This is a genomic window from Vibrio olivae, assembly GCF_042428525.1.
Classification (GTDB): domain Bacteria; phylum Pseudomonadota; class Gammaproteobacteria; order Enterobacterales; family Vibrionaceae; genus Vibrio; species Vibrio olivae.
In genome coordinates this window covers 33035-52586 of sequence record NZ_JBHMEP010000014.1, presented here as the reverse complement: position 1 = coordinate 52586, position 19552 = coordinate 33035, and the positions used below count along the sequence as shown (strand labels likewise).

Sequence of the window (19552 nt, the reverse complement as noted above, 5' to 3'; positions counted from 1 at the left end):
ATTTGGGTACGTACTATGGATAGCCGTTAATTAAGCATGTTCACAAAGTCATTGCCAGTTTTTATCGCGATTTCATGTCTGTCGACTATGGCTCATGCGAAAGATATTGACCTTGTTGTTAACGGGTTAGATGGCAGCGTACAGCGTAATGTCGACGTATATCTGTCCTCCATTCCGCAAAAAGACTATTCGGCCGATTTGCGCTTTCAATCTCGAGTTCAAGATAGCATTAACGAAGCACTCAACGCTGTGGGTTACTACAACGCGACGTTCAGTTTTGTTTTTTCTAAAGCCGAGCAAACGCTGACGGTTAATATCGACTTAGGCGAGCCAACGCGTATTGCTGAGTTGGACATTGAACTGACTGGCGAAGCCCAAACAGACAAAGATTTTACGCAGGCGATAGAACGGAGTCCACTCCAAGTGGGAGAGGTGCTTAACCACAGCCAGTATGATTCTTTGAAGTCACAACTGCGTAATATGGCGTTGAAAAAGGGCTATTTTAATGCCAAGTATACAGCCAGTCGCTTGGAGGTCTCTCCGCCGCGTAACCAAGCTTTTTTACGCCTTCATTTTGACAGCGGCATGCGCTATCACTTTGGGCAAACGCATATCGATGGTAGCCAAATTGAATTGGATCGAGTGCACTCTCTACAACCCTACAAACGGGGTGAACCCTATTTGGTCTCCAAAGTGGGGAAATTTAACTCAAACCTTTCCAACACCGACTGGTTCTCGTCGATAGTGGTTGAACCTGATCTCAGTGATCTCGGCGATGATCGTGAATTACCCATCAATGTCTCGCTTGCACCGCAATCCCGTAATCAACTGGAAACGGGTATTGGTTATTCCACCGATGTTGGGGTAAGAGGTTCCCTGAAGTGGAACAAACCTTGGGTTAATTCACGTGGGCATAGTTTTGATAGTAGCTTTTCACTGTCCAAGCCAGAGCAGACCATTACCGCAGGGTATCGTATTCCGCTTGATGACGTGCTTCATCAGTACTATCGCATTCAATACGGAATGAAAAAAGTCGATAATCGCGACACCAATAGTTTGGAGTCGAATCTCCAGTTTGAACGTCATTGGGTGAAAGAGACCGGTTGGCACACGACCGCTTATATTCGGTACTTGGTCGAAAACTATGAACAAGGTTTGCAAGATGATACCGGGCAATTTGTTATGCCGGGGCTCTCTTTTAGCCGCACAAGAACCCGTGGTAGTGCCATGCCGTATTGGGGGGATAAACAGAGTGTCACTTTTGAATACGGTGACCGCTATGCATTATCGGAAACATCAGTATTGCGTATTATTGGTAGCAGTTCGTGGATTCGCAGTTTGAACGAAAATCATCGCGGATTATGGCGTATTAGTGGTGGGGTAAACTTAACTGAAGAGTTTGATAAGCTGCCACCATCGCTGCGTTTTTTCGCTGGTGGTGACAATAGCTTAAGAGGTTACGGTTACGAATCGATTTCACCAAGAGACTCAAGTGGCGCGTTGACAGGGGCGAAGTACTTACTAACTAACTCCTTAGAGTATCAATATCGTCTCGGAGGAAACTGGTGGGCGGCGCTATTTTATGACACGGGTGACGCATTTAATGATGAGCCGATTTTGAAAGATGGCGTTGGTATGGGGATTCGCTGGGGCTCACCCGTCGGGCCGATTGCTTTAGACTTTGCCTGGGGGCTGGATGCTGACTCAGGCGACGAGTTTCAAATTCACTTCTCTTTAGGGCCTGAACTATGACCAAAGCGGTTCTCAAATGGTCGAAGTGGCTATCGCTTTGTCTATTATCACTGTGCGTTGTGCTGGTGGTGTTGGTCGCGATACTGATGTTTACTTCTCCCGGCTTAAAGCTGGCGGTTTGGGGCGTCCATAAAGCGTTACCAGAACTCTCGATTGGTGAGGCGCAAGGCGCTCTGTTGCCAAGTTTTTCGCTGCATAACGTCGAATATCACAACCCAGATCTAAACTTAGATGCCAAGGTTGAGCGCTTATCTCTGGCGCTTAATCTGTCCTGTCTTACCGAGCCGTCACTGTGTGTGGATAATCTTTCACTACGTGGTCTTGACGTCAATTTACCCGAGCTGCCAGTGACTGGTGAAGACAGTAATCAGGCGCAAAGTGATGAACCTCTAGGTTCGATTACGGCACCATTGCCTGTGCGGGTTCAACGTTTAGCCCTAGGCAACATTAATCTTAATCTACTGGGCAATCAGGTGAGTTGGAAGCAATTGGTCACAGGGGCTGAATTCTCCGGAAACTTACTGCGCTTAAAGCCGACTGAGTGGCGGGATATTGCATTACGCTTGGCACCTAGTGACGCTGAGAGCAAGGAGCCGCCTGCGGTAAATCCTCCAACTTCGACGTCGCCACGTCAACCTCTCGTACTGCCGGAGGTGACCTTACCGCTACAAGTTGAAGTACCCAGTTTTGTGATTGAGTCATTCCGTTTGGAGCAAGCCCCTTCGCCGCTTGAGATCAATCAGCTGAAGTTAGCCGTCAGCGCGAAACAGCAATCGATCAATCTCAAACAGCTCGATGTCACTATGCCGCAAGGGACGGCGTTAGTGAAAGGTAACGCGACCCTCAAGGGCGATTACCCACTCAATCTACAGATAAATGCAAAGGTTGAAGATCCGATGGCCAAAGGTCAAAAGCTTGCTGTGAGTGCAACAGGAAGTGTCGCGGACTTAACGCTTAATGCTGATCTTTCGGGTCCGGCTCACGCTAAACTCAATGGGCATGTTGAAGCACTGAAAGCGAATGTACCCTTTGAGTTATCGCTGCGTGATGTAAATGCTCAATGGCCGCTTGTTGGCGAAAGCGAGTATCAACTCCAACGGACTCAAGCTCAGATTCAAGGCAATTTGGATGGTTACCAACTCTCGCTTAACAGTGAGATTGATGGCGCCGCGATTCCAGCCATCAAGGCCAAATTAAATGGACAGGGCGATGACCAGCATATTGCGCTTTCTGAACTGAATGTGGATAGCCTAGGGGGGCATCTTAAAGGCAGCGCAAAAGCTGATTGGGCCAAGTTGGTCAATTGGCAAGCGCAACTTGAGTTAACCGATATTCAGCCAGGATTACAGTGGCCTCAAGCCGAAGGTTCAATCAGTGGTCAACTGCGCACCCAAGGGCATCTTACGGCGGACAATGGGTGGCAGGTGTCTTTACCTGAACTGAATATTCAAGGTGTGCTTCGTGATTACCCTTTGACGATTCAAGGAGAAGCACACGCTCAAGACCTTAAAGGCAACGGTAACATTGAGATCGACACTCCGAAGTTAGTGCTAGCTCACGGCCCAAACCAGTTGATAGCCAAAGGGAAATTAGATCATCAGTGGCAAATGGATGTGAATGTGGATTTCCCCGATCTCGCAAAAACAGTTCCGGATTTAACCGGTCAAGTGGCCGGTGATATTAAGCTTGAAGGCGCAATACAGGAGCCCGATGTCGGGCTGAACTTAGCGGTTGAAAGCGTTACTTGGCAAAATCAAGCAAGTGTTGAAAAAATAACGCTTAACGGCCAAGTTAAACCAATGCCAACGCCACAAGGTAAGTTAGCGCTAACAATTGATAACGCAAAGTATGAAGACATTGATGTCAGTGAGGCGACTCTTGATTTCAACGGAGGCCAGAGTCAACACCAAGTGAGATTCGACCTTGCTTCGAATTTAGTGTCGACCAGCTTGGCACTCAACGGTAAGTTGCAACTCGATCCGAACTTAGTGTGGTCAGGCGAATTAGAGCGTGCCACAATCGAATCTAAACAGGGAGAATGGCGTTTAAACCACGCAACGCCACTGGCGTATAACGGCGAAAAAATTGAAGTCAGTGTTGGCCATCACTGCTGGCGTCAAGACGATTCTGCGCTGTGTCTCGATAAAGACTTAACCGCAGGGAGTTCAGGGCAAGCCACTCTGCGCGTTGAGCAGTTTAACTTTAATCAGTTAGCGATGTTCATTCCTGATACCACGAAGATTGAAGGCAGTGTCGATGCCAATCTTTGGGCTAAGTGGACGCCGCAAAATCCACCGCAGCTTAAAGCGCAAGTGACCTTGCCACAAGGAAAGGTGACCCAAAAAGCCGATAAACCAGTGACCTTGGGTTGGGATAGCATGGCATTTAATGCCCAAATCCAAAATAACAAACTGATGGCGGATTGGGACATTCAAGTGACAGACAATGGGGATTTAAACGGAAAACTGACTATTCCAGACTTAAAAGTTGAGAACAAGCAGTTAGACGGTGAACTCAATCTATCGCGGTTTAGTTTTGCGTTTCTCAGCCCATTATTGGGCCCATATAGTCAACTGGACTCGGTGCTCAGTGCGGACGTCGATATCAGCGGCCCGATGATGCAGCCCAAAGTACTCGGCCAAATCAAAATTGAAGATCTGTTGTTTGAAGGGGATGTCGCTCCCGTCGAAGTGAAATCGGGTGATATCGTCTTAGACTTAAGCGGCTATCAAGCCAAGCTAAGCGCTAAAATTAATACGCCGGACGGTCAGTTGAATGTCGATGGTGATGCCGATTGGCAAAATTTAAACGCCTGGGATACGCAAGTTCACGTGTTTGCTGATGACCTTAAAGTCGACTACCCGCCGATGGTTAAAGTACAAGTCCAACCGGATATGACGATTGCTGTAACGCCACAACATGCCAAGATTGACGGTAAAATCAACCTTCCTTGGGGGCGGATTACGGTTGAAGAATTGCCGCCTAGTGCAATAGGTGTCTCGAAAGATCAAGTTTTGCTGGATGAGTCACTGCAGCCAATCAATGATAGTGACAAGCTGCCGTTTGATATTGAAACGAATATTGATATTAATATTGGTGATGATTTTAAATTGTCTGCGTTTGGGCTCAACAGCGGTTTGAAAGGGTCACTTAAGGTCGCGCAAAAAGATCGTGGACCGCTGGTCAATGGTGAAATCAACATTGTTGATGGGTCCTACACCTCATTTGGGCAAGATTTGCTGATTCGTGAGGGGAAAATTTTGATGAATGGTCCGGTCGATCAGCCTTATGTGGACATCACTGCGGTGCGTAACCCTGAAACAACGCAAGATGATGTGGTTGCCGGAGTCAAAGTGACTGGGCCTGCTGATGAACCGCAGATGACAATTTTCTCGGATCCCGCCATGCCGCAAGCGAATGCGCTATCTTATCTATTACGGGGGCAGGATATCGACAGCGAGTCTGGCGGCAGCGCGATGACAACCGCATTGATTGGTTTGAGTTTGGCGCAAAGTGGTAAAGTCGTCGGTGAAATCGGCGAAGCCTTTGGAGTTCAAGACTTACAATTGGATACTGAAGGCGCGGGTGACGATTCACAAGTGACGGTGAGCGGTTATATTCTTCCGGGATTACAGGTCAAATATGGCGTTGGCATTTTTGATTCCGTCGGTGAATTCACGGTACGTTATCGTCTAATGCAAGATTTATACGTCGAAGCGGTGTCCGGGCTGGACAGTGCTGTTGACCTGCTATATCAGTTTGAATTTGATTAACGTGTAGAACAAGTAGTAAGCCAAGTCGGCTCTTAAGGATAGCTATGCAACATTTGGTTTTTGTGTATGGGACATTGCGTCAAGGAGAGAGCAATCACCATTTACTCGAGCACAGTGAACTGCTTGGTTCACATCAAACTCTCCCTGAATACGCATTGTATGATTTGGGGGCATATCCAGCGGTGATTCCTGGTCACCAAACCATTCGTGGCGAAGTTTATCTTATCGATAATCAGACGCTTTCTGAGCTTGATAAGCTCGAAGATGTTCCGGTTGAATACCGACGTGAGCAGATAGAGACACCGTTTGGGCTGGCATGGATTTATCTTTATCAAGATGCGAGTAATCTGGAATCTCTCATTGATTCAGGAGATTGGCGGCAAAAAGTGTAATCTGCTTTATCTTAATTTACGTTACTTTTCGTTACATTTACATTTATTTTGTGATCTCTTACATATCGAGACCTATACTGTATAAGTCTAATCAATGGGAGAACACAAAATGAAAGGACTACTAATTGCAGCGGCACTCGTACTTGCTGGCTGTAGCACTCAAGCGACTATGCCAATGGCACAGCAAAGCTGGCATGACTTCGGTTACCAACAAGCGATGGATGGCATGGCGAAGCAAATCAATGCCACGTTAGATGTTGATCAATCAACCTATGGTGAATACAGCGATGGTTATGAGCTCGGACGCAGCGAGTTTTGCCAGCAGGATGCTTTCCATCTTGGTTTGATAGGTCATCGTTATCAAGGCATTTGCGCCAGTGATCCCGCGTTCCACGATGAATATCAAGAAGGCTTATGGTGGGATGATGGTGCGAGTCTCGATTGAACGTCGCGTTTTCGTTTTGAGCGCAATGAAAAAAGCCAGTCCGTTGAAGACTGGCTTTTTTGATCGTTAAGCGAGAAGCAAATTATTTTTGCGCACGCTCGTATGAAGTTAGGATTTCTTGGCGTGCAGACTCTGCATTTTCCCAACCGTCAACTTTCACCCACTTACCGGATTCAAGCTCTTTGTAGCGCTCGAAGAAGTGCTTGATTTGCGCTTTCAGTAGCTCTGGCAAATCATCAACGTCATTGATGTGATCGTATTCTTTAGACAGCTTAGTGTGAGGAACCGCAACAACTTTCGCATCTTCACCTGATTCATCCGTCATCTTAAGAACGCCAACAGGGCGGCAGCGGATCACTGAGCCTGGCATCAATGGGTGCGGAGTAGGGACTAATACGTCTACTGGGTCGCCATCAAGTGATAACGTGTGGTTCACGTAACCGTAGTTACATGGGTAGAACATAGGAGCAGACATGAAACGGTCTACGAATACCGCGCCAGAATCTTTATCGACTTCATATTTGATTGGATCAGCGTTTGCTGGGATTTCGATTACAACGTAGATATCATCTGGCAGAGATTTACCCGCAGGTACGTTATTTAAGCTCATCGAAGGTTTCCTTTTAGAAAATTTATTTTGGGCTGAAATTACAACCGCACACTTTAGCCGTAAATAGTAGGATGTGTAAATAAACGATGTCGAGAATTGTTTCAAGTTTTATGTAAAAAGCGCTTAGACGAAGCTAAGCGCTGCAAGTGATCAACTTGAATTGTATTAAGAAAATCAGAACTTATTCCGAATCTGGGTAGTTAACCAAGAATTCTTCGACTTTTCGAACCATGTTTTTCGAACCGACAAAAAACGGCACACGTTGGTGTAGCTCTTGTGGGTCGATGTCCATAATGCGCATATTGCCGTCTGAGGCAATACCACCTGCCTGCTCGATTAAAAATGCCATCGGGTTACATTCATACAACAGACGTAACTTTCCTTGCGGATGGCTTTGGGTGCTCGGGTATAGATAGATACCCCCTTTGAGAAGGTTACGATGGAAGTCAGCAACCAGCGAGCCGATATAGCGAGAAGTGTATGGACGCCCCTCATCCGGTTGGCTTTCTTGGCAATACTTAATGTACTTTTTGACGCCTTGAGGGAAACGAATGTAGTTGCCTTCGTTGATTGAATAGATGTAGCCGTCATCTGGCACCATCATATTCTCATGAGACAAACAGAAAGTCCCCATTGAAGGGTCGTAAGTAAAGCCATTCACGCCATTTCCTGTCGTGTAAACCAACATAGTGGACGAACCATAAATGACATAACCCGCGGCGACTTGCTTGTTACCTGGCTGAAGAAAGTCTTCTTCCGTTGGCGGAGTTCCAATGGGTGACACTCGGCGGTAGATAGAGAAAATAGTACCAACTGAGACGTTGACATCAATGTTGGAAGAGCCATCAAGTGGATCCATCAATACCACGTATTTGGCGTTTTTGTTGAGCTGTTTACTAAACGTAACAGCTTCATCTTCCTCTTCACTGGCAACGCCACAAACTTGGTCTCGAGCTTCTAAAGCGGATTTAAATTTGTCGTTTGCATAAACATCGAGCTTTTGCTGAGCTTCGCCTTGTACATTCTCCGTACCGACGGCGCCAGTAATATCATCAACCAAACCTGCTTTATTGATTTCACGGTTGACGATTTTGGCTGCCAAACGAATGGAGGCTAACAGAGACGAAAGATCACCGCTTGCGTGGGGGAAGTCCGCTTGCTTTTCGACAATGAACTCGCCAAGGGTGCGCAATCCTGACATGTTTTTTCCTTTCATTAACAATTGTGGGGGTAGTGGGGCGTAATCTCATCTCTTACTGGATGTTATGCTCGGCCTCCTATTCGATTTTAAGCGGCGAATCTTTTTATTGGTAATGAAGTAACTGACTGAGATCTCAGTTTTTGATTTTTTTTGAAAATACGTTTCAGTAAAATTGAGCCATAAAAAAGTCGCTGTTATCACCATGTTGACGAAATGTGCAATGGCTCCATGGAATGCCAATAGAGTGATCAAAGCGACTCGCTTTTCTGATGTGTATGGGGATAATGGGCAGGTTATTGAGACTTTTCACAGGGTTAAATCTATGCATATTCATATCTTGGGTATTTGTGGCACTTTTATGGGGGGCGCGGCGGTACTAGCACGTCAGCTTGGGCATAAAGTCACAGGGTCAGATGCCAATGTTTATCCACCCATGAGTACCCTTTTAGAGTCTCAAGGTATTGAAATTATTGAAGGGTTTGATCCTTCTCAGCTCGACCCTCAACCGGACCTTGTCGTCATTGGTAATGCGATGAGTCGAGGAAATCCGTGTGTTGAGCATGTTCTCAATACCAATATTCGTTACACCTCTGGCCCGCAGTGGCTGCAGGAATTTTTACTCCATGACCGCTGGGTACTGGCTGTGGCAGGCACCCATGGTAAAACCACCACCTCGAGTATGTTGGCTTGGATTTTAGAAGATTGCGGTTATCAACCCGGTTTCTTAGTCGGGGGGGTACTGGGTAACTTCGGTGTATCGGCGCGTCTTGGCGAAAGTATGTTTTTTGTCGTGGAAGCGGATGAATATGACAGTGCTTTTTTCGATAAGCGGTCTAAGTTTGTGCACTACCACCCTCGCACTCTTGTGACAAATAACCTTGAGTTCGATCATGCCGACATTTTTGATGATCTTGAAGCGATCAAGCGGCAATTCCACCACTTAATTCGAACTGTTCCTGGTAATGGTCGCATTCTCATGCCGCAAAAAGACGTGGCGTTACAAGATGTTTTAAGTCGTGGTTGCTGGAGTGAGACCGAAACCAGTGGTGAGCAAGGGGATTGGCGAGCCGAGAAGATCACCAAAGAGGGTTCGCGGTTTGATGTTTATCTCAGTAATGAGAAAGTGGGACAGGTGAATTGGCATTTGGTGGGAGATCATAACGTGGATAATGCACTGATGGCGATCGCTGCGGCGCGTCATGTTGGTGTAACGCCAGAACTCGCGTGTGACGCACTGGGACGCTTTATCAATACTAAACGTCGTCTTGAGCTGAAAGGGGAAGTCAATGGGGTTACCTTGTACGATGATTTCGCCCATCACCCAACCGCCATTGAACTGACTTTGGATGGTTTACGTAACAAGGTGGGGGATAAAAAAATCATTGCGGTGGTTGAGCCTCGCTCAGCAACGATGAAGCGTGGAGTTCACAAAGACACGCTGGCCGCTTCGCTCGCTAAAGCGGATAGCGTATTTTTATTCCAGCCTAATAACATTGAGTGGTCAGTGAAAGATGTTGCTGAAAGTTGCTTACAGCCCGCCTTCGTTGGTCACCAGATTGATGATTTTGTCGCGGATATTGTGCGCCATGCTCACCCGGGGGACCAAATATTGGTAATGAGTAACGGTGGGTTTGAAGGTATTCATGACAAGCTGTTAACGCAATTAGCAACCGCACACGGATGAGTTCTATGACAGATTCAAAACGCATCACTTTGGCATGGACAGGCGCATCCGGTGCGCCTTATGGTCTGCGCTTGCTTGAAAGCTTACTCGCTGCTGATTATACCGTCTACTTGCTGATTTCATCTGCTGCGCGAGTCGTACTCGCCACCGAGCATCAGTTGCAATTGCCAGCTAACCCTGAAGCCGCGCAAAAGTTGTTGGTCGACCATTTTCAGTGTGATGCTCAGCAATTGGTGGTTTGTGGCAAAGAGGATTGGTTCTCCCCTGTCGCGTCCGGCTCTGCGGCGCCAAAACGGATGGTGGTATGCCCATGTTCGGCGGGTAGTGTGGCCTCAATCGCCCATGGCATGTCCGATAACTTGATTGAACGCGCCGCTGATGTCGTGATTAAAGAGAAAGGTCAGCTGGTGCTGGTTGTGCGCGAAACGCCATTTTCAGCGATTCACCTTGAAAACATGCTGACACTCGCAAAGCGTGGCGTCACCATTATGCCGGCCGCCCCTGGTTTTTATCATCAGCCAACCAGTATCGAAGACTTGGTTGATTTTATGGTGGCTCGAGTGCTGGACCATCTTGGTATTGAGCAAGGTCTCGTACCACGTTGGGGGTATGATCAACGCAGTTAATGGCTGCACTTATAGCCATTTCAGACATTAACCTTTACAATGCCGTTTCAACTCATCGGGGGGCTCATCATTCAAAGATGAATGACGCTGAGATCAAAGCTTGCTTTGGGACCCGTAAACCTGAACCAGATAATGCTGGCGTAGGAATTGAGTCTGGATACCTGCAAGTAACGCAACCCAACCTCAAGCCTGTGCCGCTCAAACAAGAGAGCGAGCCGTGAAACACGTAAAATATACCCTTCTTACTAGTATCTTGGTGGCGACTGCTGCCGTGTCTAATTCTGCGAACGCAGCGGATAACACATTAACCATTTATACCTATGATTCCTTTGCTTCAGATTGGGGGCCTGGCCCTAAAATCGAACAAGCATTTGAGGCTAAATGCGGGTGTGATGTTAACTTTGTCACGCTGGATGATGGGGTATCGATTCTCAACCGATTACGCCTTGAAGGTAGCAGTACTAAAGCGGATATTGTGTTGGGGCTCGATAATAATTTAATGAGTGAAGCCAAATCGACAGGGTTGCTAGCCAAACATTCAGTTGATACTCAAGCTGTTACGGTTCCAAATGGTTGGAATGACGAGGTGTTCGTTCCCTATGATTATGGTTATTTCGCGTTTGTGTACAATAAAACTCAGCTCTCCAATCCGCCTACGAGCCTCAAAGAATTGGTCGAAAAGCGTGATGATCTCAAGATCATTTATCAAGATCCGCGAACGTCAACACCAGGACAGGGGCTGCTTTTATGGATGAAATCGGTTTATGGAGATCAATCCCCGGCGGCTTGGCAGCAACTTGCTCAAAAAACCGTAACAGTAACCAAAGGCTGGTCTGAAGCTTACTCTATGTTTTTAGAGGGCGAGGCGGATATGGTGCTTTCCTATACCACCTCACCAGCTTATCATCTAATCGCGGAGCAAGATGATCATTACGCTGCCGCAAATTTTAGTGAAGGACATTACACTCAAGTTGAAGTGGCAGCGAAGGTGGCGAGCAGTGCACATCCACAGCTTGCCGATCAATTTATGGCGTTTATTCTCAGCCCTGAATTTCAAGGTGTGATTCCTACGACCAACTGGATGTATCCCGCGATGGATGTCGCGCTACCCGAAGGATTTTCGAGCTTAACGATACCGAGCAAAGCGCTGAGTTTCAGTGATCAGCAAGTTGCAGAAAAACGTAAAGCTTGGATTCGTGAATGGCGTAATGCGCTCACTCAATAGGCGTCGCTTTGAACTCAACACCTAAAATCGGTATCGGCGTTGCTTTTGTCATTGCAGCGCTGGTGATCGCTGCGCTTAGTGCGCTGTTAATGCGCGCGCCGCTCGGCGATATTAGCTTCTTATGGCAAGACAGCTATTATCGCCACGTGACGCAATTCAGTTTCTATCAAGCTTTCCTCTCGATGCTGCTTAGTGTGGGCGGGGCCTTGCCTGTCGCTTTGGCGTTATCACGGCGTCACTTCGCGGCGAAGAGCTGGATCATAAAAATATTTGGCACCACGCTGGTGATGCCAGTGTTGGTTGGCGTTTTTGGTCTATTAGCGATTTACGGCAACAGTGGTCTTGTGGCCAAGTGGCTTGAGCATTTCGATTTCACTCTGCCTTTTTCTATTTATGGCCTCGGCGGGATTCTACTCGCCCACGTGTTTTTTAATTTGCCCTACGCGACGCGCCTGTTATATCAATCGTTGGAAACCATACCCGGTGAACAGCATAAGTTATGCGCGCATTTGGGCATGTCAGCATGGGATAAATTCAAATGGGTTGAGTGGCCGCGGCTAAGGCAGCAATTACCTTCGGTATGTGGGTTGGTATTTATGCTGTGCTTTACCAGTTTCGCGACGGTGATGGCGCTCGGCGGAGGCCCCAAATCTACGACCATTGAATTGGCCATTTATCAAGCGATTAAGTTTGATTTTGACTTACAAAGTGGCGCACTCCTTGCGATGTGGCAAATGCTTTTATGTGGCACCTTAGCCTTGAGTATTCAGCGTTTTGCTAAGCCTTTACCAATCAACGGTATCAGCTATCGTCAAACCCAGTTTAAAGGGCGAGAGTCTATGTTGGTGAGAGTTTGGGATATGGGAGTCATCACAATAACGGTGATATTTGTTTTTTCACCTCTGCTGATGGTGTTTATCAGTGGCATCAACTCGGCATTTTTCAAAGTATTGGCAGATAGCGAGTTTTGGTCTGCACTTGGTGCATCACTACAAGTGGCCGTCATGTCGAGTGGCTTAGCATTAAGTGCGGGCATCGCCATTTTATCCACCAGTCGTCGCTGGCGTGTGCAAGACAAAAACCGTCGAGCAAACGGCATTGAGATGCTGGGGGCGATTATCTTAATTACGCCTGGTTTGGTATTGAGCACTGGGTTGTTTGTTTTGTTGCGTCAATTTACGGATGTCTTTCAACTGGCTTGGCTGATTGTGGTTGTGGTTAATGCATTAATGGGGCTGCCTTACGTTATCAAAACCTTGGCTCAGCCGATGTTGCATGTGGAGCAGCAATATCAATATTTGTGTGCTTCGCTCGGGCTCAAAGGTTGGCAGCGTTTTCGAGTCGTGGAATGGCGGGCTTTGCATAAACCCGTCGCGCAAGCGCTTTCGATTTGCTTTATGTTTGCGATTGGCGATTTAAGCGCTATCGCGCTTTTTGGTAGCCAAGAGTTTAAAACGTTACCGCTCTATTTATTCCAGTTGCTGGGGAGTTATCAAATGGCTTCGGCCGCGGTGGTATCGGTAGTCATGTTATTGCTGAGTATTGGCGTTTTCTCTCTGGTGGAATGGCTCATTAAACCCCGAAAAACGTCAATTATTGCTTCAAACACAGGTTTAAAGGAAACAACATGCTAGCCCTAGATAACGTTCTCTATGAGTATCAAAATGAGCATTTCTGTTTTGATTTACGTGTTACTGCAGGGGCGCGGGTGGCGTTACTTGGCCCGAGTGGGGCTGGAAAATCGACCTTACTGGCATTGATGGCGGGGTTTATTGAACCAAGCCGTGGTCGGATTGTCGCCAATCAACGTGATGTTGTCGGCCTGCCTCCTTATCAACGCCCCTTTGCAATGTTATTTCAAGAGCACAATTTATTTGCCCATTTATCGGTATTTGACAACATTGCTCTCGGGCTTAGTCCCAGTTTGAAGTTGTCCATCGACCAGCGTCAGCAAGTGGTGGACGCAGCCAAGCAGGTAGGCGTGAGTGAGTTGATGGAACGTCTTCCTGAACAGTTGTCGGGAGGTCAACGTCAACGGGTTGCTTTAGCCCGCTGCTTTGTACAATCACATCCTATCTGGTTATTTGATGAGCCGTTTTCAGCACTCGATCCTATATTGAGAGAAGATATGCTTGCCTTAGTGAATAAGCTAGCGATTGAACGTGAGATTACCTTGGTGATGGTGACCCATCATTTGAGTGACGTAAAAGCGATAGCGACGGATTTTGCGTATATCGACCAAGGTCATGTTGAGGTGAGTGACAAAGTGGGCAACTTGACGGAGCAACATGGTAATCCGAGATTGCAGGCGTTTATCCGCGCGGGGTTAGGTCAATTATAAAAAAAGCTGGCTCTAGGCCAGCTTTTTTTATACTGAAAAGGCGATTAGTATTCCTCGTCATTTAACTCTTTGAGAATTTGAAAAATCTCACGGTAGGCTTTAGCTGGTTTACCCGCTTGTTTTTCTTTTGCTGCTTGGCGAGCTAATTGACGTAGTCGCTGGCGATCTGCTTGTGGGTACAGCTCCATCACTTCTGCGATGGCTTCATCGCCTTTTTCCACGACGTCATCACGCAGCTTCTCAAGTTTATGCAGTACCGCTGTTTGCTGAGAGTGCTTGTTGCGTACTTTATCCAGCGCGGCTTGAATCGGCTCAGGGTCGATATTACGCATCAATTTACCGATAAACTGTAATTGTCGACGACGGGCTTCATTTTTAAAGCGTTGTGCGTCTTTGATGGCGTCAAACAGATCATCATCAAGAGGAAATTTTTCAAGGACTGAAGGTTTGAGCGCCACCAACTCTTCACCGAGTTGTTGTAGCTCTTCCATATCGCGCTTCATTTCTGATTTGCTGACCCAGATAATCTCTTCTTCTGGTTCCCATGGCGCTTTTTTATTCTTACGAGCCATTTTTTTGCCTGTATGTTCTATGAAATAATATTTCTCTATTTTAACAAGAATCGTGGGGAGAAAGCGAAATTCTTGTTATTCTATCTGTTCAACACAAAATGAATGAAAGAGATATGGACGTAAAACAGCAAGTCGCTCAGCAACGTGTTGAGCTTGAAGCCGCCGTTTCTAAAGCATTAGAGATTGCCGCCGAGAAGTCTGACGCCGCTGAAGTGGCGATCACCAAAAGTACCGGATTAAGCGTTTCTACTCGCATGCGTGAAGTCGAAAATGTTGAATTCAATAGCGATGGTGCTCTGGGCATTACCGTTTATCGGGGCCAATGCAAAGGCAGTGCATCCACCTCTGACTTAAGTGAAAAAGCGATTCGTGAAACGGTACTCGCCGCGTTAGACATTGCCAAGTATACCTCTGAAGACCCATTCGCTGGTCCTGCTCCTGCGGAGTTGATGGTTAAGGAGATTCCAGACCTCGATTTGTTCCATCCTGACACGCCTGACCCAGATTATGCTGCGCAGCAAGCGATTGAAGCTGAGCAACATGCACTGGGCTACAGCAGCAAAATCAAGCAAAGTGATGGAGCAAGCTATGACAGTCACTATGGTGTAAAAGTGTATGGCAACAGTCACGGCTTAGTGGCGAGCTATCCATCGAGCCGCCATAGCATCAGCTGCTGTGTTATTGGTCAAGGCAGCAACGGTGAAATGGAACGTGATTACAGCTACAGTGTCGCGCGCCACCGTGACGATCTTTTTAAGCCAGAGCAAGTCGGTCTGCAAGCGGCTGAAAAAACCGTAAGTCGTTTAGATGCCAAGCGTTTGGCTACCGGAAAGTATCCGGTGATGTTTGCAGCGGATGTTGCCACTGGCTTGATCGGCCATTTGGTGATGGCGATCAGTGGTGGCAACTTATATCGCAAATCTTCTTTCCTACTGGATAAGTTGGGTGAGCGTATTTTGCCGCAGTGGTTTAACATTGCTGAGCGGCCCCATATTCTGCGTGGTCTCGCGTCCAGTCCATTTGATAATGAAGGTTTGGCGACTCAAGATCGTGACATCATTACCGATGGTGTGTTGGCGACTTATCTTTTGACCAGTTACGCTGCGCGTAAAATGAAGATGACCCCGACGGGTCATGCTGGAGGGATTCATAACTGGTTTGTCTCGTCAACGGGGCAAGATTATCGTCAAATGCTACGTGAACTTGGTACTGGTTTACTTGTTACCGAAGTGATGGGGCAAGGGGTTAATACTGTGACCGGTGATTATTCTCGAGGCGCTGCAGGATTCTGGGTCGAAAATGGTGAGATTCAATACCCAGTTTCGGAGATCACGATTGCTGGCAACCTAAAAGATATGTTCAGTCAAATCGTGGCGGTGGGCTCAGACATCGAGACGCGCTCACAAATTCAAACGGGCTCTATCCTACTTGAATCGATGAAAGTCGCTGGTGAGTAAGTTTCTAGCTTTAAAAAAAGCCCAGCATTTGCTGGGCTTTTTCGTTGTAAAGACATCACACCAATCAAAACTATACAGATGAACTAGGTGAGCAAGATCGTCGCTAAACCTAAGAACACTGAAAGACCGATGACATCGGTCACGGTGGTTAAGGCCATTCCTCCGGCGAGTGCCGGATCAATATTCATCTTTTTGAGCAGTACCGGAATCATGACCCCAGCGACGCCGGCAACAAATAAGTTGGTGAGCATGGCGGCCGATATGATACCACCAAGCACCCAGTTACCTTTCCACGCGACCACGATACCGCCAATGATGGTGGCCCATAAAATACCGTTGAGTAAACCAACAGCGGCCTCTTTTAACAACAGTTCTCGGCGGTTCGCGTCACCGATATGACCGAGTGCTAAGCCGCGAATCACTAGAGCAACGGTTTGGTTACCCGCAACCCCGCCCATTGAAGGCACGATGGTCATCAATACGGCAATGGCCGCCATCTGTTCTAAGGTATTTTCAAACATGTTAGAAACAGAAGCTGCAGCCAGTGCTGCCAGCACGTTTGCGCCGAGCCAAATACTCCGTCTGCGAGCTGATTTTACGACCGGCGCAAAGGTATCTTCGTCATCATCCATACCCGCCATACTCATCATCGAGTGCTCAACGTCTTCACGAATAACGTCAACGACGTCATCGATGGTAATGCGGCCCACCAGTTGTTGATGCTCATCAATCACTGGAGCAGACACCCAGTTACGACGCTCAAACAAACTGGCGACATCGGAGTCACTCATTGTGACTTCAATCGCATCACTACTGCTTTCCATCACGTCGTGAACTTTTACATCAGGTTGCGTGGTGATAAGCGTGGTTAGTGACAAATAGCCAATTAGCTTATTTTCGGCATCGATGACATAAATGGCGTCGGTTGCTTCGGGAATTTCACCAAGAATCCGTAAATAGCGTAATACTACGTCCACATCCACGTCAGCACGAATAGTGATGACGTCGGTGTTCATCAAGCTACCGGCGGAATCTTCTGGGTAGGAGAGCGCGGTTTCGACCCGTAAACGGTCAGCGCTGTCCATCTGCGACAGGACTTCTTGTGAAAGATCGTCAGGTAGGCTTCGTAGTACGTAAGCCATGTCATCGGTATCCATCCCTTCAGTGGCTTCCACCAACATTTCGGGATCCATTTTGGAGACCAAATCGTCTTTCACATCCTCGTTTAACTCATCGAGGATGTCACCATAATCTTCGGGGTCAGCCAGTTGCCATAACACTTCACGGCTTTTTCGTGGCGAAGCTTCTAATAGATGGGCGATATCCTCCGGTTCCATGTCTTGCAATTGACGACGGACATGGACGAAACGGCCATTTTCCAGAGCCTCGCTGACTTCTTGGAGGGCTTGGTGAGCTTGGTCAAACTCTATTTGCTCTGCCATTGGTTCCCCCTGACTCTCTGTGTGTACAATGCTCTGAATAGTAACTTAATTTTAGAGCTTGTTTAACAAGTTAATAGGAAGGCGAACAAATATTTTTCTTTATTAGGGAGGGAGTTACTCACCTTCGTCGAATTTATCTTCAATAAGGTGACAAACCGCTTCTAGTGCGTCACTGGCATCAGGCCCCTGAGCATGAATCGTGACTTCTTCGCCTTGCGCCGATTCCAGCATCAACAAACCCATGACCCCATCGGCGGTGGCTTGTTTACCCTCACGGTTTTCTATGGTCAGTATCGATTCAAATGATTGAGCTAACTCGACGAGTTTGATGGCAGCACGAGCATGCAGCCCTAAGCGGTTTTGAATTAAGACAGTACGGCTTTCTTGCTGCGACATGTCGGTTATTCCTTGGGTTCTTTTTCAAGGCCAGTATGACGAATTTGTACTTGGTGTCCTAGGCTGGAAAAGTATTCACCCAACTGCTGAGCGATGTACACCGAGCGATGTTTACCGCCAGTACAGCCAATGGCAACAGTGAGATAACTGCGGTTATTTTTTTGTAGAAGATCGAGCCAGTTTTCAAAAAAGAATTGTATCTGCTGCTTGAGCTCGAGAACTTCTGGGTAGTTTTCTAAAAAGGATTTGATGGGAGTATCAAGACCAGTCATCGGACGTAAAGCGGGATCCCAATGCGGATTAGGCAGGAAGCGAACATCGAAGACATAATCGGCGTCACTGGGCAGGCCATATTTAAAACCAAATGACTCAAACACCATGATCAGCTTTTTCTGTTCGCGGCCTTCCACTCGCATGCGTACTGCCTCACTCAGCTCATGCAGGGATTTATTGCTGCTGTCGAGGATCAGATCTGCGTGATCGCGAAGTGGCAGAAGAACACGTTTTTCTTCTTCAATTGCTTGCTCGAGGGAGTTTTCCTGACCGATAGACAAAGGATGAATGCGACGAGTTTCGCTATAGCGTTTAAGCAGTGTTTCTTTACTGGCATCAAGAAACAGCACGTTCACTTCGGTGTCTTGCTTGAGTTGATCTAACGTGTCAGCGACCAGCTGCGGGTCTTTTGGGAGGTTGCGGATATCGAGGCTGACAGCCACATTCTGTTTGCTGTCTTCCACTGAGTCGATAAATGGAATCAACAGGTTGACTGGTAAATTATCAACACAGTAGTAACCTAAATCTTCAAGGACGCGCAGAGCGACACTTTTACCAGCCCCAGATTGACCGCTGACGACGATTAGACGCATAGCAAGGAGTTCTCTTACTGATTAACCATAATGTCGTAGAGCTCTTGATCACTTTGAGCCTTACGTAACTGTTTTAATACCTGCTTATCACTCAAGCGTTCTGCCATGCTGGATAGCGTTTTAAGATGCTCTTTGCACTGTTCATCTGGCACCAGCAAGGCAAACAACAGATCAACCGGACGGTTATCGACTGATCCAAACTCAATTGCCTCATCACATTGAAGAAGTACTGCAACCGCCTTTTGACTTGACTGCATACGCGCATGTGGAATGGCGATACCATTGCCAATTCCGGTGCTGCCCATTTTTTCGCGGCTGAGCATACATTCAAATAGCTCCGTTGAGCTTTGACCTGTTTGTTGGGCTACGAGTTCGCTGATCATTTCTAGAGCGCGTTTCTTACTCGTGCAGTGGACTGCACTTTTGGTGCAGTCCACTGTCAATATTTCATTTAGTCGCATGATTAATGATTGATTAGTTTTTCTTTGTGCTTATTCAACTGGCGCGTCAGTTTGTCGACCAGCGCATCGATAGCAGCATACATGTTTTCGTTTTCAGCGGAGGCGTGGATTTCGCCCTGACTTACGTGAAGGGTAGCTTCGGCGATTTGCGTGACTTTTTCAACACGCAGAACCACATGAACGTTGGTGATGTGATCAAAGAATCGTTCGAGCTTTTGAAACTTTTCGTTTACATAGTCTTGCATTGAATCGGTCAGATCAATGTTGTGGCCATTAATGTTGATTTGCATAGACTTTCCTTCTCGGTTG

At 47.1% G+C, this 19552-nt stretch carries 18 protein-coding genes and 1 riboswitch; of the genes, 10 read left to right on the top strand and 8 right to left on the bottom strand.

Features of this window, described 5'->3' with window-relative positions; all coding sequences use genetic code 11:
• Positions 1-36: 36 nt before the first annotated feature.
• From tamA to ACFFUV_RS21700, 4 genes are all read left to right on the top strand, one after another.
• Entirely contained in the window at positions 37-1752 is a 1716-nt protein-coding gene (gene tamA, locus ACFFUV_RS21715) for an autotransporter assembly complex protein TamA (RefSeq protein ID WP_390197423.1), read from the top strand.
• The gene (gene tamB, locus ACFFUV_RS21710; RefSeq protein ID WP_390197420.1) at positions 1749-5525 is read left to right on the top strand and encodes an autotransporter assembly complex protein TamB; all 3777 of its coding nucleotides are present in this window, start codon (positions 1749-1751) and stop codon (positions 5523-5525) included. Before tamA ends, tamB begins: the two co-directional genes overlap by 4 nt.
• Before the next feature lie 44 nt (positions 5526-5569).
• Positions 5570-5917, top strand: a complete 348-nt coding sequence (locus tag ACFFUV_RS21705) for a gamma-glutamylcyclotransferase family protein (RefSeq protein WP_390197418.1) — start codon at positions 5570-5572, stop codon at positions 5915-5917.
• Between the two features lie 109 nt (positions 5918-6026).
• Positions 6027-6362, top strand: coding sequence for a DUF2799 domain-containing protein (locus tag ACFFUV_RS21700; RefSeq protein ID WP_390197416.1), 336 nt, complete (start codon positions 6027-6029; stop codon positions 6360-6362).
• A gap of 82 nt (positions 6363-6444) precedes the next feature.
• On the opposite strand, the gene ppa is transcribed toward ACFFUV_RS21700, so the two are convergent.
• Both ppa and fbp read right to left on the bottom strand, forming a co-directional pair.
• Positions 6445-6972: an inorganic diphosphatase gene (ppa, locus tag ACFFUV_RS21695; protein ID WP_390197413.1), complete on the bottom strand. Its 528-nt coding sequence runs from the start codon at positions 6970-6972 to the stop codon at positions 6445-6447.
• 181 nt (positions 6973-7153) lie between these two features.
• A complete protein-coding gene (gene fbp, locus ACFFUV_RS21690; protein ID WP_390197411.1) occupies positions 7154-8173 on the bottom strand; it encodes a class 1 fructose-bisphosphatase in 1020 nt (339 codons plus the stop codon).
• 322 nt (positions 8174-8495) lie between these two features.
• Between fbp and mpl the strand changes: the two genes are divergently transcribed.
• From mpl to thiQ, 5 genes are all read left to right on the top strand, one after another.
• Positions 8496-9857, top strand: coding sequence for a UDP-N-acetylmuramate:L-alanyl-gamma-D-glutamyl-meso-diaminopimelate ligase (gene mpl / locus ACFFUV_RS21685; protein ID WP_390197408.1), 1362 nt, complete (start codon positions 8496-8498; stop codon positions 9855-9857).
• A gap of 5 nt (positions 9858-9862) precedes the next feature.
• Positions 9863-10483 (top strand): flavin prenyltransferase UbiX, encoded by a 621-nt coding sequence (locus ACFFUV_RS21680; protein WP_390197405.1) that lies wholly within the window; start codon positions 9863-9865, stop codon positions 10481-10483.
• 46 nt (positions 10484-10529) lie between these two features.
• A riboswitch (TPP riboswitch) is annotated at positions 10530-10647 on the top strand.
• A 53-nt stretch (positions 10648-10700) separates the two neighbouring features.
• Complete coding sequence (gene thiB, locus ACFFUV_RS21675; protein ID WP_390197403.1) at positions 10701-11708, top strand: thiamine ABC transporter substrate binding subunit; 1008 nt, start codon at positions 10701-10703, stop codon at positions 11706-11708.
• An 8-nt stretch (positions 11709-11716) separates the two neighbouring features.
• Entirely contained in the window at positions 11717-13342 is a 1626-nt protein-coding gene (thiP, locus tag ACFFUV_RS21670) for a thiamine/thiamine pyrophosphate ABC transporter permease ThiP (protein WP_390197400.1), read from the top strand.
• The gene (thiQ, locus tag ACFFUV_RS21665; RefSeq protein ID WP_390197397.1) at positions 13336-14049 is read left to right on the top strand and encodes a thiamine ABC transporter ATP-binding protein; all 714 of its coding nucleotides are present in this window, start codon (positions 13336-13338) and stop codon (positions 14047-14049) included. Before thiP ends, thiQ begins: the two co-directional genes overlap by 7 nt.
• Positions 14050-14093: 44 nt before the next feature.
• Here thiQ and yjgA read toward each other — a convergent pair whose 3' ends face one another.
• Positions 14094-14621, bottom strand: coding sequence for a ribosome biogenesis factor YjgA (gene yjgA / locus ACFFUV_RS21660; RefSeq protein ID WP_390197394.1), 528 nt, complete (start codon positions 14619-14621; stop codon positions 14094-14096).
• Between the two features lie 113 nt (positions 14622-14734).
• On the opposite strand from yjgA, the gene pmbA reads away from it, so the two are divergent.
• Complete coding sequence (gene pmbA / locus ACFFUV_RS21655; RefSeq protein WP_390197391.1) at positions 14735-16078, top strand: metalloprotease PmbA; 1344 nt, start codon at positions 14735-14737, stop codon at positions 16076-16078.
• A gap of 83 nt (positions 16079-16161) precedes the next feature.
• On the opposite strand, the gene mgtE is transcribed toward pmbA, so the two are convergent.
• From mgtE to hpf, 5 genes are all read right to left on the bottom strand, one after another.
• Positions 16162-17520, bottom strand: a complete 1359-nt coding sequence (mgtE, locus tag ACFFUV_RS21650; protein WP_390197388.1) for a magnesium transporter — start codon at positions 17518-17520, stop codon at positions 16162-16164.
• Between the two features lie 114 nt (positions 17521-17634).
• Positions 17635-17916: an HPr family phosphocarrier protein gene (locus ACFFUV_RS21645; protein ID WP_390197386.1), complete on the bottom strand. Its 282-nt coding sequence runs from the start codon at positions 17914-17916 to the stop codon at positions 17635-17637.
• Positions 17917-17921: 5 nt separating this feature from the next.
• On the bottom strand, positions 17922-18782 hold the full coding sequence (gene rapZ, locus ACFFUV_RS21640) for an RNase adapter RapZ (protein ID WP_390197383.1): 861 nt from the start codon (positions 18780-18782) through the stop codon (positions 17922-17924).
• A 14-nt stretch (positions 18783-18796) separates the two neighbouring features.
• Positions 18797-19243 (bottom strand): PTS IIA-like nitrogen regulatory protein PtsN, encoded by a 447-nt coding sequence (ptsN, locus tag ACFFUV_RS21635; protein ID WP_390197380.1) that lies wholly within the window; start codon positions 19241-19243, stop codon positions 18797-18799.
• Between the two features lie 2 nt (positions 19244-19245).
• Positions 19246-19533, bottom strand: a complete 288-nt coding sequence (hpf, locus tag ACFFUV_RS21630; RefSeq protein WP_390197378.1) for a ribosome hibernation promoting factor — start codon at positions 19531-19533, stop codon at positions 19246-19248.
• Between the last annotated feature and the right edge of the window lie 19 nt (positions 19534-19552).